Raw genomic sequence first — 13,229 nt, forward strand, 5'->3', positions numbered from 1 at the left:
TTCGGTTAGAGGGCGCTGGGCACCGTGACGGAGCCGGACTTGACCTTGTCGGCGGCTTCCTGGACCTCGGTGCGGATCGTCTCGGGCACCAACTCCTTGAAGTGGTCGTCGTTCACGTAGCCGACGGCGTCCTCGGCGAGGCCGACGCTGGAGACGGCGCCGTACTTCAGGGAGCCCTTCTGGTCGTCCTGCGCGGCCTGGTACAGGGCGTTGCCGACGTTCTTGAGGATGGAGGTGACGACGGTGTTCTTCTGCGCCTGGTCGCTGAGGGTCTGGTACTGGTCGGAGTCGACACCGAACGCGTACCGCTTGGCGGTGACGGCCGACTCGAAGGTGCCGAGCCCGGAGAGCCCGGCGACCGGCCACACCAGCGCCGCTCCCTGGCCGTACATGGCGGTGCTGATCTCCTTGCCCCTGGCCGGATCGCCGAACGGCTTGTCGCCGCCCACGTACTGGACGAGGACGTCGGACTTCTTTCCGCCGGCGGCCCGGAAGCCCGATGTGAAGCCGACGACGAAGTCCTCGATCAGCGGGATCTTCACGCCTCCCATGACACCGACCTTCTTCAGCGATTCGGCTCCTTTGAGGGCTTTGGCGGCCACCAGCTTCTCGGCCAGGAATCCCGCGAGATAGCCGCCCTCGTTCTGCTTGAAGGTGACGGAGTAGACGTTCTCGCACTTGTTGGAACAGGCGCCGTTCTTGCCGCTGTAGTCGACCGGGGCGTCGAAGACCCAGAACTTCTTGTCGGGGAATTCCGGCGCGAGTTTGCCGATGTAGTCGGTGACGTCGAAGGTGCCGGCGGCGAGGATGTCGTAGTCGTCGGCCGAGGCGGCGTCCTCGAAGCCGGGCTCCCACTTGGTGCGGTCGGAGCCGAGCTCCACCACCTTGAGCTGGTAACCGAGGTCTTTCGTGGCCCGCCGCAGACCTGCGTAGGCGGAGTCGAAGAACGACTTGTCGCCCAGCCCGCCATTGATCACCAATTTGATCCGCGGCTTGCCGGACGAGGCCGCTCCGGAATCGTCCATGTCGCCCGATCCTCCGCACGCGGTCAGCGCGAGCATCCCTGTCACGACGACGGCGGCGCTTCTTCCGTATCTCATCTTCGATCTCCTGATCATTTCGTTGCCGAGTGAGCGGCTGCGTTGACAGTAGAAAGTGCAAAACGTTTTGGCTACGTTGCCCGGTTTCTGTTTCATTTCGGGTGGGGGAACTTCAGTCGTCGGTGAGCAGCGCGGTGGCGGCGATGCGCAGCGTCCGGTCGAAATCCGTCTCGCGTTCCTCGGCCGTGAGGGCGTCACCGGTGCGGAGGTGGTCGGACACCGTCAGCACCGCGAGGGCCTCACCACCCTCCGCGCCGGCCACGGCGTACAGCCCCGCCGCCTCCATCTCGACCGCGAGCGTGCCCCGGCGCTCCAGGGCGTCGAAGAGGGCGGGGCGGTCCAGGTAGAAGTGGTCGCTGCTGAAGACCGGCCCGATGTGCACGGCCTCGGTCCCGGAGAACTCCCGCTCGGCGGCGTCCGCGGCGGCACGGAGCAGCCCGTAGGAGGGGGCGAGGGAGAGGGTCACGCCCTCCACGAGGACGCGACTGAGACTGGAGTCGGTGTGCGCGGCGGAGGCGAGCACCACGTCCCGTAGGGACACCGAGGCCGGGATCGCGCCGGCTGTGCCGACCCGGACGATCCTGCGCACGCCGTAGTGGCGGAACAGCTCCGTCGCGTAGATCGTCACGGACGGGATGCCCATGCCGGAGGCGAGCACCGACATCGGCACGCCCTGATGGCTGCCGGTGTAGCCGAGGATGCCGCGTACGTCGGTGACCTGCCGCGCGTCGTGAAGGAAGGTCTCGGCGATCCGCCGGGCGCGGCGCGGGTCGCCCGGCATCAGGACGAGGGGCGCGAAATCCCCGGGGGCGGCGGCGATGTGGGGAGTACCGGTGACGGACGTGTCCACCTGTCCGGGCATCACAGCTCCGCTCTCGCGAGCCAGCGCACCAGCCGGTCCCACAGTTCGGCGTACCCCTTCCAGGCCAGAAACGGCGGCGGTGCCCAGTGCGGTGCCACATCGGAGGTGAACGCCGCCGATCTGCCCGCGCCGTGGCCGCCGACGACGAGCAGGGGGTGCCCGGCGCACTCGGCCAGCAGCGACGCCTCCGGCCGCGCGGCGACCTCGTTGAGGCCGAGCAGCGCGGGCCAGGACCGCTCCAGCCCTCGTACGACCGCGTGCTCGCCCACCACTTCGGGGGCGGCTCCGGCCGGGAGCTCCACCCGGTCGTCGCGGTCCAGCATCGTCACCGGCAGGGCGGCGGCGAGCGAGGACCGCCCCCAGCGCGCGCGGGCGTCGATGCCGCTGAAGGTCAGATAGCCGCCGATCATCAGCACCCCGCCGCCCCGCTCCACGAAGCCGCGCACCAGCTCGGACCGGTCGGGCGCGGGGACGGAGTGGTCGAAGGTCTCGGGCGGGAGCTGGAAGCTGTTGGCGCCCACATCGCTGATGACGACGACGTCGTAGGCGTCGAAGCCGTCGGCGGTGGCAGGGACCCGGGTCGGGATCTCGTGCGAGGGCACGTAGGTCACGTCGTGGCCGCGTGAGCGGAGCGCGTCCAGGAAGGCACCTCCGCCCTCGGTGTACTGGCTGGTGTGGAAGGCGTCGAAGCCTTTCTGGTGGACCGTGTAGGTGAACCAGGACTCGCCGACAACGAGCACTCTGGGCATGGCGAACCGCCTTTCGAGGCAGGGGGTATCGGCACGGGAACTCCGTGCGGCGCAATGGCAGTTGGGGTCTGGCGTGGGGTCAGCGGGCGGCGGGTGCCGTGCTGCCGCGGACCTTGAGTTCGACGGGGAGGGTGTGCCGGGAGGCGGGCGGGACCTCGCCCCGGGTGACGTACTGGAGGAGCTGCGCGGTGGCGGTGCGGCCCACGTCGTAGGCCGGCTGGTGGACGGTGGTCAGGGGCGGATGCGCCAGCGAGGCCGCCCGGATGTCGTCGAAGCCGACCACCGAGACGTCCTCCGGCACCGACAGTCCCGCCTCCCTGAGCGCCAGGAGGGCGCCGAAGGCCATCAGGTCGTTGGCAGCGAAGACGGCCGTGCAGTCCTCGGGGAGACCGCCTTCCTGGAGGAGCTTGGCGACGAGGCCGTACCCGGAGCTCTCCTTGAAGTCGCCGACGAGTTCGACGACCTCGCCCCGGAAGGCCCGTACGAAACCGTTCGCACGGGCGTTGCTGCTCCTCAGGGCGCGCGGGCCGGTCAGCATCAGGGCCCGGCGGTGACCGAGCGTCCGGAGGTGCTCCCCCACCAGCCGCCCGCCCGCCTCGTGGTCGGCGGTGGCGATGAGGGCACCTTCCAGTCCCTCGACCTCCTCGTCGGCGAGCGCGATGGGGAACTTGCCCATCAGTGCCTCCAGCCTCCGCCGGGACGGCGGGGATCCCGAGGCGTACACCATGCCGTCGATGAACCGGCTGCGGATCATGCCGAGGTAGCGGTCCTCGCGGTCGGCGTCGAACTCCGTGTTGCAGAGGATCAGGCCGTAGCCGAGGTCGTGGGCGGCGTCCTCGGCGCCTTTGGCGAGTTCGGCGAAGAAGGTGTTGCTGATGTCGGGGATCAGCAGGCCGATCACCGAGGTGGAACCGGCCTGGAGGCTGCGGGCCAGGGACGCCGGGACGTAGCCGAGCCGATTGACGACACTGCGGACCCGTGCGGCGGTGTGCTCGTTGACCGGCCGGTTGCCGCTGAGGACGTGCGAGACGGTGGTGGCGCTGACGCCTGCCGCGGCGGCCACGTCCTTGATGGAGGCCGGGCGCCGGACCGCCTCCCGCTGGAAGGGCTCAGGGGTCATAGTGCTGCACCGCCCTGCCGTGGGAGGTGTCGAGGATCCGGGCCACCCGGGCATCGGCCTCGGCCAGCAGCGCGGGCTCGTCCACGGTGAGCAGCCGGCCGTCGCGCATCAGCACCCGGCCGTCGACGACGACCGTCCGTACGTCACTGGCGCGGGCGCTGTAGACCAGCGCGGCGCGGGGATCGTGCAACGGACGGCAGTGCAGCCCGGTCAGGTCGGTGAGCACGATGTCGGCGCGCATGCCCGGCTCCAGCGCGCCGATCTCGTCCCGCCGACCGAGGGCTCGGGCCCCGCCGCGCATGGCCAGGCGCAGGGTGTCCGAGACGGTCATCCAGGTGGCGTCCCGCACGGCCTGCTTCTGGGTGAGGGCGACCAGCCGCAGTGCCTCCCACACGTCCAGCGTGTTGTGGCCGGCGGCGCCGTCCGTGCCCACGGCGACCGCGACTCCGGTGTCGAGCAGGTCGCGGACCGGGGTGAGCGGGGACAGGGCGTGCTTGAGATACACCTTGGGGCAGCAGGCCACGGCGGTCGTGCCGGCGTACTCGGCCAGCAGCGGCAGGTCGTCCTGGACGATCCCGCAGCCGTGCGCGATCAGGGCGCCTGCGTCGAGGACCCCCGTGTCGTGCAGCACACGGATCGGGGTGATGTCGCGCCGCTCCAGGCTGGACCGGGTCTGCTCCAGGTGCTCGGCGGCGTGGATGTGCATGCGCAGGCCGAGCCGCCGGGCGTGCCCGGCGAGGGTCCGCAGGTCGCCGTCGTCGACCGTGTACGGGGCGTGCGGCCCGAGCGAGACGGTGACCCGGCCGTCGGCACCGCCGTGCCAGGCCTCCGCGAACCTCACCGTGTCCTCCAGGGCCGCCTCGCCCCGGCTGCTGAAGTACGTGGGCGCGATGTCGGCCCGCAGGCCGGTCTCGGCGACCGCCTCGGCGATCTGCTCGGGGAAGAAGTAGTGGTCGGCGAAGGTGGTGACACCGGAGCGGATCATCTCCGCGCAGGCGAGCCTGGCCCCGGCCCGTACGTCTTCGGGGGTGAGGTTGGACTCCATCGGCCAGACGCGGTCGTTGAACCAGCCCTCGACGGTCACGTCCTCGGCCGCGCCGCGCATCAGCACCATGGGGCTGTGCGTGTGCGCGTTGACCAGGCCGGGAACGGCCAGCAGGCCGCGCCCGTCGATCACGTCCGTCGCGCCGGTCGGACCGGTGGCGCCGGTCGGACCGGGGATGCCGGTGGTGCCGGTCGGCCGTACCGCCTCGATGACGCCGTCCGTCACGACAATGTCCTGAGCCCGCAGAATCTCGCACTCGCCCTCCGGCGGGACCCGCAGCACATCGCAGCCGCTCACCAGGAGGCGGCCGGTCGCTGGGGGCGTTCTGTCGCTCATGGCGCACAAGCTAGGTATCCAAAACGTTTTGCACAACCCTGAGGTCCGGGCCCCTGCCGAACCACCGCCCGGCCGAGCGGTGAGGAGACCGAAACGACGTCGTCAGAGGACGTCGTAGGTCAGGTGCGTCGCCGTCGATGTCGAGAGCACGCTCCGCTGCACGAGCGTGCGTGGCGCTCCGCCGGTGAACAGTGGCGTCCCGGCGCCCAGCACGACGGGGGCGAGGTGCAGCGTCAACGCGTCGACCAGCCCGGCGTCGAGCGCCGAGCCGATCGTGGCGCCGCCGCCCATGAGGACGACGTCGAGATCCTTGCCGCTGTGCGACGACGCCGCCTCGGCGCGCTCGCGCGCGGCGGTGACGGCGTCGGACAGACCGGTGGTGACGAACGTCCAGTCGAGGTCGGTGAGCCGCACCGACTCCGGTGGCGAGCTGGTCACGACGACGAACGCGGGCTTGCCGACCTCGCCGGCGCCGTAGCCGGTCTTGTCGTCCCAGCCGTTCGGGCCGTCGACCACGTCGAAGAGGTGGCGGCCGAGGACTACGGCGCCCGAACGGGCGGTCCCCTCGCGCAGATACCGGCGGTCGTCGGGGTCGTCGGAGAACGCCCAGGTGTGCAGGGCCTCGCCGCCGGTGCCCAGGCCGTTGTCCGGGCCGGGGTCGGGCCCGGTGACGAAACCGTCGAGAGAGACCGAGATGTCAGCGATGATGCGAGTCATACGAGGGCAGACCCGATCCGCCGCCCAGACTCATCGCTCATGCATCGCAACTCATCGCTCACGCATCGCACCGACCACGCCGGGCGGCCGCTGGGGTGCGGCCGTCGTCCTCGCTCCGTAGGCTCGTACAGGAGTGCTGCCTGGCGGGCCGAAGCGCATCCGGCGCACCGCGTCGCTCGCCTCCAGCTCCTTGAGGTGAGGGGGAGCCGCTCATGACCACGCCACGGGACCTTTTGATCACCACCATGGACCTGGCGGCCAGTCGCGCGCTGGAGCGAGGGAATCTGTCACTCGCGCTCGCGGGAGCCGAGCTGATCGACCTCCTGGACGCCCGGGCCGTCACGCTGGCCGGTGATCACATCGTGCCGAGTGACCGGCGTGCTGTGGCTGATCGGATGCTGGACGAGGCTGCGTCGTCGCTCGCGCGGCAGGCGCCGTACGACTCGGTCGACGCCTGGCTGTGGCGCAGGGGCCGCGACCTGTCCGAGGCCTATCTGGCCGCCCTTGAAGCAGAAGGGCGGCTCAGCCGTCGACGCCACCACCGTTGGATGATCTTCCAGCCCACTCACACGGTGCTGGTTGATTCGCCCGAACGCCGCCACGCGGCGACCCGGTATGCGTCGGGTGAGCCCGTCCTCGCCGCCCTCGCGGCAGCCGCCGGGACCGGCGACGAACTGACTGAAGAGTCACCGAGCGTGGCCGACGAGGCCGTGGCGACAGTGCTCGCTGCCGTCCAGGACGCGGTGAGGGGTCTGGAGGCCGAACGGCAACGGCGAGCCATCGACGAGGCGGCCTTCGACAACATCTGGCGGGGCGATTAGAAGCCGCGCGCTCGGCGGCCACACCATCACCCGCCCCTCCTCCAGATGTCCGTGAAACGGTCGAGCAGTGCGGCCGCAGCCGTCACGTCATCCGTGAGCGGCCGGTCGGCCTGGTCCTCGTCGAGTACCGACAGGGCGAGCTCCAGCGCGCGGCCCACAGGAAGATCCGGATCGGGCCAGATCTCGCGCTGGCGCAACGCCCGTACCACGGCGACGAGTTCGCAGCCGACGACCAGACGGTACGCACCGCACGCGCGCAGCGTCTGACGTGCGGCGAGCGACGCGAAGCTGGGCTGTTCCTCGACGCCTCGGGAGAGTACGGCGTGGCCGAGCGACGCGGGCGCCGAGAAGGCCCGCAGATCGCCGAGGGCGGCGCCGGCGGCGTACTCAAGGATCATGACACCGGAGGAGGCGGGTTGGTGGTCGGCGAGGAAGGGGCGCAGGCGGGTGAAGACGGGCTCGTTGAGGGTGGAGAGCCGTGACGTCGACAGCCGGGCCACCTGGGTGAGGGCCAGCCTGGACGCCTTCGTGGTCACGCGGGAGACGGCGAAGAAATACGGCCTGACCTCCCTGGCCGACCTGAAGAAGCAGAACGGCAGGCTGGTCATCGGCGCGGCACCGGAGGTGAAGAAGCGCCAGGTGGGCGTGGTCGGCCTCAAGGACGTCCACGGGGTGGAGTTCAAGGAGTTCAAGTCCGTCGACTCCTCCGGTCCCCTGGTCAAGGGCGCCTTGAAGAAGGGCGACGTGGACGTGGCGAACCTCTTCACGACGGACACCGACGTCCAGGCCAACGACTGGGTGGTACTGACCGACCCTGAGAACCTCATCCCCGGCCAGCACGTCGTCCCGCTCATCGCCGACCGCAAGGCCGACTCCACGGTCCGCAAGGCCCTGGCCCGCCTCGGCAACGTCCTCACCACGGCCCAGCTCACCGAGCTCAACCGCCAGGTGGACAAGGACAAGAAGGACCCGGAGGACGTGGCGAACGCGTACGCGAAGCAGCACGGGCTGGCTTGAGGACGCCGGGAATCCGACTGCCCCCTGGAGACACACCGAGACGCTGAACCGGCAGCTCCAGGGGATGCCGGCGGCTCATCTCCGACCACGAGGTCGTCGAGGACTCCGTCCGGCCCCCGGAACATAACGGCGCCGGCCTGCGTCACCCTCGCCAGCACGGGCACGTCCCGGTGAGCTGTTCGTACTGACGCGTGAAGCTCGCCCAGCCCGATGAGGCCGCCATGGCCCCGGCCGGCACCCCGACGCCAGCGGCGCGGAACCGCGCCTCTTCCCGTCGCGGCCTCCCGCCACTTCAGTCACAGCGCTCAAACCTGCGCCGGTGAGGCCAGACGGGCCCTCACCGCCCCCGGCGCCATGACGCGACAGGCACGCGTGCCGCCCCTGCCTGGCCGATCCCGACTTCGGCGGGCTTCAAAGGCATCGATTCACCCTATTGACACGTGGCCGAAACGCGCCCAGCATGATGGCGTTCGCGATTCACCAGTGAATAGCTATTCAGCCCGTTCCGGTGGCCAGTCTCTGCCCCACCCCGCATCCACGCCTCGCCCCGTTCGCCGAGCCTCTCCGGCCGACGCCGCGAGACCCGTCGGGCCCCCAGATCCAGCGATCAAGGACGATCCAGATGCTCACCACAGACCCAGCCGGGACCGTGCGGTTCCGGGAACGGCGTCGGCGTGTCGCCGAGGAAGATCTGGCCGGCCGGCTCCGCGAGTTGGGGCAGCTGTCCACCGATGTGCGGCGCAGCGTCGTGCGGATGATCGACGGCGCCCAGCTCGGTCACATCGGCGGCGATCTGTCGGTGACGGACATCCTCGTCACCCTGTTCGGCGGGGTGCTGGCCGTGGACCCCGAGAAGCCGCGCGATCCCGATCGCGACCGCTTCATCCTCAGCAAGGGGCACTGTGCGGCCGCCTTGTACGCGACGCTCGCCCACAGCGGCTTCTTCCCGCTGTCCGAGTTGTCCACGTTCATGGCGCCGCTCTCCCCGCTCAACGGCCACCCGAACCGCCGGAAGGTGCCGGGCGTCGAGACGAACACCGGGCCCCTCGGGCACGGCTTCCCCGTCGCGGTCGGCTGTGCCCTGGCGGCCAAGGTGGCCGGCCGCCCGTACCGCACCTTCGTGGTCCTGGGCGACGGCGAACTCCAGGAGGGGAGCAACTGGGAGGCGGCGATGACCGCCGCGCACTACGACCTCGCCTCGCTCACGGCGGTCGTCGACCGGAACCGTCTCCAGCAGGGTGCTCGCACCGAGGAGACCAAGCGGCTCGAGCCGCTCGCGGACAAGTGGGCGAGCTTCGGCTGGGAGGTCCGGGGGGTCGACGGACACGACCACGGAGAGCTGCTGTCCGCACTGCGCCCTTCCACCACCGGCAGGCCGGTCGCCGTCGTGGCCGACACCGTCAAGGGGAAGGGCGTGTCGTTCATCGAGGACCGCGTGGAGTGGCACCACAAGGTGCCGAACGCCGCGCAGGTTCAGGCCGCCTTGGAGGAGCTCAGCCGATGACTGCCGACGTCGTACCCGAGACCACGCAGACCTACGACTGCCGCCAGGCGTTCGCGGACGAACTGATCGCGCTGGCCACCGAGGACGAGCGGATCGTCGCTGTCTGCAACGACTCCGTGGGGTCGAGCAACCTCGTCCGGTTCAGAGAGCTCTTCCCCGACCGCCTCATCAACGTCGGCATCGCCGAGCAGGATCTCGTCGGCGTCGGCGCCGGGCTCGCGATCGGCGGGTTCGTTCCGTTCGTCAGCGCGGCGGGTCCCTTCCTGACCGGCCGCGCCACGGAGCAGATCAAGACCGACGCCGCCTACAACGGACTTCCGGTGGTGCTCTGCGGCCAGAGCCCTGGTCTGGCCTACGGGGAGCTGGGTCCGACCCACCATTCGATCGAGGACCTGTCCTGGATGCGAGCGATCGCCGACCTGGCCGTCGCCGTGCCCGCGGACCCGGAGCAGACCCGCGCCGCCGTACGCTGGGCCGCCGCGCACGACGGCCCCACCTACCTGCGGATCCCGCGGTTCAAGGTCCCGTCGGTCACGCCGCGGGACGCACCGTTCGAACCCGGGCGCAGCCTCCAGCTCACCAGCGGCGGCGACGTCACCGTCATGGCCGTCGGAACCATGGTCTCCCGCGCCCTGGCCGCCGCCGAGACGCTGTGTGCCGAGGGCGTCGGTGTACGGGTGCTGAACATGACCTTCGTCGAACCGCTGGACGTGGAAGCCGTCCTGCGGGCCGCTCGGGAAACGCGAGGCATCGTCACCGTCGAGGAGGCGACCACCACGGGCGGCCTCGGCGCGGCGGTGGCGGGCATCGTGGCGCAGAAGCATCCCGTACCCATGCGGATTCTCGGCGTGCACCGCGAGTTCGCCCCGACCGGGAGTGCCGCCTTCCTGCTGGAGCACTTCGGGCTCACGGCCGACGGCATCGTCTCCGCCGTACGGGATCTCGTGGCCGATGACCGCCACGGGGGTGCGCAATGAGCACGGCTGAAAGGTGTTCCCGCCGGTTCGCGGGCAAGAGCGTCGTCGTCACCGGGGCGGCACAGGGCATCGGGCGCGGGATAGCCGCCCGGTTCGCGGGCGAAGGAGCCGACGTCCTGATGCTCGACCTGTCCGCGGCGGTCGAGGAGACGGCCGAGCAGGTCTCCGCCCAGCACCCCGACGGCAGCGCGCTCGGCGTCCGTGCGGATGTGACCTCGGCGGACGACGTGGCCCGCGCCTTCGACCTCGCCGACCGCACCCGGGGCGGTGTGGACATCCTGGTCAACAACGCCGGTTTCATCACCATCAGCCCGCTGGAGGACCTGAGCCTCGCCGACTGGCAGAAGGTCCTCGCCGTCAACACCACCGGGACGTTCCTCTGCTCCCAGGCCGCCGCCGCGAGCATGCGACGGCACGGACGCGGCGGGCGCATCCTCAACGCCGCCTCGGGCCAGGCACGTCAGGGCTTCGTCTACACGCCGCACTACGCGGCCAGCAAGTTCGGTGTCGTGGGTCTCACGCAGAGTCTGGCGAAGGAACTCGCCAAGGACCGGATCACCGTGAACGCCTACTGCCCCGGCATCGTCGGCAGCGACATGTGGGACTACAACGACCGCGCCTGGGGCCGGCTGCTCGGCGACTACGAACCGGGCGAGCTCATGGCCGAGTGGGTCGCGAACATCCCGCTGGGACGGGCCGGCACAGCCGACGACGTGGCCGATCTCGTGCTCTTTCTCGCCTCGGAGGAAGCGGCGTACATCACGGGCCAGACGGTCAACGTCGACGGGGGGATGTTCATGAACTAGCACGTCACGCCCGTGACGGCAGCGCCGGTGACCGCATGCGGTCCATGCCACCCCTCCCGACCTGGATGCACTTTTCACTATCCGGAGACATTCATGAGTACGACCAGCAACGCGGCGAAGCCCCTGGACGCACCGCCGGCCGAACGACGGCTGAAGGCGCCGTCCTGGGTGACCGGACTGCTCACAGGATCCCGCGGTCCGGCAGTGGGCCTGATCGTCATGTGCGTCGTCTTCTACATAGCGACGCCGTATTTCCTGACCCAGAACAATCTGCTGAACATCGTCGACCAGGCGGTGATCCTGGGTCTTCTCGCCCTCGGCATGACCGCCGTGATCATCACCGGCGGCATCGACCTCTCGGTCGGCGCCGTGCTGGCGCTGGCGACCATGGTGCTCGGGTGGACCTCCCACGACCTGGGCTGGCCGCTGTGGCTGAGCGCGCTCGTGGCGATCGGCGTCGCGGGAGCGTGCGGCCTGGCCAACGGGCTGGGCGTCACTTTCACGAAACTCCCGCCTTTCATCGCCACCCTGGCGATGATGTCGATCGCCCGTGGCCTGGCCAACGTCATCACCGACGGACAGCAGATCGTCGGGTACCCGGAGTGGTTCGGCAACCTCTCCACCGTGCGGTACCTCGGCGTCTTCACCTTCGTCACCTTCGTGCTGGTCGTGCTGTACGTGGCGGGGTGGGCCTACATGCGCTACCGGACCGGCGGGCGTGAGCTGTACGCCATCGGCGGCAGCTCGGAGGTCGCCCGGCTCGCCGGCATCAGCGTGCGGAAGAGGACGGTGCTCGTCTACACCGTGACCGGCGTCCTGGTCGGCCTGGCCGGTGTCTTCCTCTCGATGCGTCTCGACTCCTCGCAGCCGAGCGCCGGAACAGGCTACGAACTCGACGCGATCGCTGCCGTGGTGATCGGCGGCGCGAGCCTGAGCGGCGGCGTCGGATCCGTCACCGGAACCCTGTTCGGCGTCCTGATCATCGGCGTCCTGCACAACGGGCTCAACCTGCTCGGAGTCTCCCCGTTCGTCCAGCAGATCGTCATCGGCGTGGTGATCGCTCTGGCCGTCATGGTCGACGTCCTGCGCCGACACGAGACGCGCTGACCGTCTCAGCCCGTCCCCACCCCACTTGGAACCGCCGCTCTCCCCGAGTCGCCGGGTCCGCTTCCCGAAGGAGCACCATCGCCATGAAGTCGCACTACCGCTGGATCGCCACCGGCATCGTCGCCGCCCTCGCCGTCAGCGTCACCGCATGCAACAGAGAAAGCGCCGGCACGGCCACCGCCGACGGCAAGCCGGTGACGATCGGTCTCGCCGTCGCCAATCTCCAGGCCGACTTCTTCAACCAGATCAAGCAGTCCGTCGAAGCCGAAGCGAAGAAGAAGGGCGTCAAGGTCGTGGTGGCGGACGCCCGCGGTGACGCGGCGACCCAGGTCAACCAGATCCAGGACTTCATCAGCCGTCAGGTCAGCGCCATCATCTACATCCCGGCCGGCGCCACGGCCGCCGGTGTGCCGGTGAAGGCGGCGGAACGCGCGAAGATCCCCGTCATCACGGTCGACCGCAACCCCGGGGACGCCCCGGGCAAGTCGTTCATCGCCACCGACAGCGTCGCGGCCGCCAAGACACTCGGCGAGTGGGTGATCAAGCAGAAGGACGGCAAGGGCCAACTGGCCATCCTCCAGGGCCAGATCGGCACCACTCCACAGGTCGACCGGCAGAAGGGCTTCGGCCAGGCGCTCGCCGAGGCGCCCGGGATCAAGGTGGTCTCACAGCAGACCGCCGACTGGGCGCAGGACAAGGCGTACTCCGTGGCCCAGGACATGCTCCAGGCCCGCCCGAGCATCGACATCATGTGGGGTCAGGCCGACGCGATGGCCCTCGGTGCCGCGCAGGCGGTGAAGAGCGCCGACGGCAAGAAGCGTCTGATCGTCGGCTTCGACGGCGACGTCGCGGGCCTGAAGGCCGTCCGCAACGGCACCATCGACGCCACCATGGTCCAGCAGACCCAGAAGATGGGGCGGATGTCGGTGAGCACCGCGCTGGACGTCCTCGGCGGCAAGGACGTCCCGGCGACGCAGTTGCAGCCCGCCTTCCTCCTGACCAAGGACGACAAGGCGAAGGCCGACGAGTACATCAAGACCCACCCCTGAGCCCGGGAAGCGACGTCAT

General features: G+C 70.0%; 12 protein-coding genes and 2 pseudogenes. 7 read left to right on the forward strand and 7 right to left on the reverse strand.

The window, feature by feature from the left end:
- Nucleotides 1-5: 5 nt before the first annotated feature.
- From CP976_RS02495 to CP976_RS02520, 6 genes are all read right to left on the reverse strand, one after another.
- Complete coding sequence (locus CP976_RS02495; RefSeq protein ID WP_229875860.1) at nt 6-1,100, reverse strand: BMP family lipoprotein; 1,095 nt, start codon at nt 1,098-1,100, stop codon at nt 6-8.
- 112 nt (nt 1,101-1,212) lie between these two features.
- Entirely contained in the window at nt 1,213-1,962 is a 750-nt protein-coding gene (gene deoD, locus CP976_RS02500; RefSeq protein WP_150478801.1) for a purine-nucleoside phosphorylase, read from the reverse strand.
- On the reverse strand, nt 1,962-2,711 hold the full coding sequence (locus CP976_RS02505) for a glutamine amidotransferase (protein WP_150478802.1): 750 nt from the start codon (nt 2,709-2,711) through the stop codon (nt 1,962-1,964). The genes deoD and CP976_RS02505 overlap by 1 nt, the downstream gene beginning before the upstream one ends.
- A gap of 79 nt (nt 2,712-2,790) precedes the next feature.
- Nucleotides 2,791-3,831, reverse strand: coding sequence for a LacI family DNA-binding transcriptional regulator (locus CP976_RS02510; RefSeq protein WP_150478803.1), 1,041 nt, complete (start codon nt 3,829-3,831; stop codon nt 2,791-2,793).
- Nucleotides 3,821-5,212 (reverse strand): amidohydrolase, encoded by a 1,392-nt coding sequence (locus CP976_RS02515; RefSeq protein WP_150478804.1) that lies wholly within the window; start codon nt 5,210-5,212, stop codon nt 3,821-3,823. Before CP976_RS02515 ends, CP976_RS02510 begins: the two co-directional genes overlap by 11 nt.
- Before the next feature lie 102 nt (nt 5,213-5,314).
- Complete coding sequence (locus tag CP976_RS02520) at nt 5,315-5,929, reverse strand: dihydrofolate reductase family protein (protein ID WP_150478805.1); 615 nt, start codon at nt 5,927-5,929, stop codon at nt 5,315-5,317.
- A gap of 212 nt (nt 5,930-6,141) precedes the next feature.
- Here CP976_RS02520 and CP976_RS02525 point away from each other — a divergent pair, with 212 nt between their 5' ends.
- The gene (locus tag CP976_RS02525; RefSeq protein ID WP_150478806.1) at nt 6,142-6,750 is read left to right on the forward strand and encodes a GOLPH3/VPS74 family protein; all 609 of its coding nucleotides are present in this window, start codon (nt 6,142-6,144) and stop codon (nt 6,748-6,750) included.
- A gap of 26 nt (nt 6,751-6,776) precedes the next feature.
- Here the strand turns inward: CP976_RS02525 and CP976_RS02530 are convergent.
- Nucleotides 6,777-7,268: pseudogene (locus CP976_RS02530) on the reverse strand (aromatic amino acid lyase); the annotation flags it as partial.
- A 1-nt stretch (nt 7,269) separates the two neighbouring features.
- Between CP976_RS02530 and CP976_RS02535 the strand changes: the two are divergent.
- The 6 genes and pseudogenes from CP976_RS02535 to CP976_RS02560 form a co-directional block, all read left to right on the forward strand.
- A pseudogene (locus CP976_RS02535) lies at nt 7,270-7,767 on the forward strand (ABC transporter substrate-binding protein); the annotation flags it as partial.
- Between the two features lie 622 nt (nt 7,768-8,389).
- Nucleotides 8,390-9,271, forward strand: a complete 882-nt coding sequence (locus tag CP976_RS02540; RefSeq protein WP_150478807.1) for a transketolase — start codon at nt 8,390-8,392, stop codon at nt 9,269-9,271.
- Nucleotides 9,268-10,248, forward strand: coding sequence for a transketolase family protein (locus CP976_RS02545; protein WP_150478808.1), 981 nt, complete (start codon nt 9,268-9,270; stop codon nt 10,246-10,248). The genes CP976_RS02540 and CP976_RS02545 overlap by 4 nt, the downstream gene beginning before the upstream one ends.
- Complete coding sequence (locus CP976_RS02550; RefSeq protein ID WP_150478809.1) at nt 10,245-11,054, forward strand: SDR family oxidoreductase; 810 nt, start codon at nt 10,245-10,247, stop codon at nt 11,052-11,054. Before CP976_RS02545 ends, CP976_RS02550 begins: the two co-directional genes overlap by 4 nt.
- 93 nt (nt 11,055-11,147) lie before the next feature.
- Nucleotides 11,148-12,161, forward strand: a complete 1,014-nt coding sequence (locus CP976_RS02555; protein ID WP_150478810.1) for an ABC transporter permease — start codon at nt 11,148-11,150, stop codon at nt 12,159-12,161.
- A gap of 83 nt (nt 12,162-12,244) precedes the next feature.
- Entirely contained in the window at nt 12,245-13,210 is a 966-nt protein-coding gene (locus CP976_RS02560) for a sugar ABC transporter substrate-binding protein (protein WP_150478811.1), read from the forward strand.
- The last annotated feature ends 19 nt before the right edge of the window (nt 13,211-13,229 follow it).

This window comes from Streptomyces coeruleorubidus, assembly GCF_008705135.1.
Classification (GTDB): Bacteria; Actinomycetota; Actinomycetes; order Streptomycetales; family Streptomycetaceae; genus Streptomyces; species Streptomyces coeruleofuscus.

What these genes read in the sequence shown, in the direction of transcription:
- CP976_RS02495 (WP_229875860.1), bottom strand. Translation starts at nt 1,100, where the DNA reads ATGAGATACGGAAGAAGCGCCGCCGTCGTCGTGACAGGGATGCTCGCG.
- deoD (WP_150478801.1), bottom strand. Translation starts at nt 1,962, where the DNA reads ATGCCCGGACAGGTGGACACGTCCGTCACCGGTACTCCCCACATCGCC.
- CP976_RS02505 (WP_150478802.1), bottom strand. Translation starts at nt 2,711, where the DNA reads ATGCCCAGAGTGCTCGTTGTCGGCGAGTCCTGGTTCACCTACACGGTC.
- CP976_RS02510 (WP_150478803.1), bottom strand. Translation starts at nt 3,831, where the DNA reads ATGACCCCTGAGCCCTTCCAGCGGGAGGCGGTCCGGCGCCCGGCCTCC.
- CP976_RS02515 (WP_150478804.1), bottom strand. Translation starts at nt 5,212, where the DNA reads ATGAGCGACAGAACGCCCCCAGCGACCGGCCGCCTCCTGGTGAGCGGC.
- CP976_RS02520 (WP_150478805.1), bottom strand. Translation starts at nt 5,929, where the DNA reads ATGACTCGCATCATCGCTGACATCTCGGTCTCTCTCGACGGTTTCGTC.
- CP976_RS02525 (WP_150478806.1), top strand. Translation starts at nt 6,142, where the DNA reads ATGACCACGCCACGGGACCTTTTGATCACCACCATGGACCTGGCGGCC.
- CP976_RS02540 (WP_150478807.1), top strand. Translation starts at nt 8,390, where the DNA reads ATGCTCACCACAGACCCAGCCGGGACCGTGCGGTTCCGGGAACGGCGT.
- CP976_RS02545 (WP_150478808.1), top strand. Translation starts at nt 9,268, where the DNA reads ATGACTGCCGACGTCGTACCCGAGACCACGCAGACCTACGACTGCCGC.
- CP976_RS02550 (WP_150478809.1), top strand. Translation starts at nt 10,245, where the DNA reads ATGAGCACGGCTGAAAGGTGTTCCCGCCGGTTCGCGGGCAAGAGCGTC.
- CP976_RS02555 (WP_150478810.1), top strand. Translation starts at nt 11,148, where the DNA reads ATGAGTACGACCAGCAACGCGGCGAAGCCCCTGGACGCACCGCCGGCC.
- CP976_RS02560 (WP_150478811.1), top strand. Translation starts at nt 12,245, where the DNA reads ATGAAGTCGCACTACCGCTGGATCGCCACCGGCATCGTCGCCGCCCTC.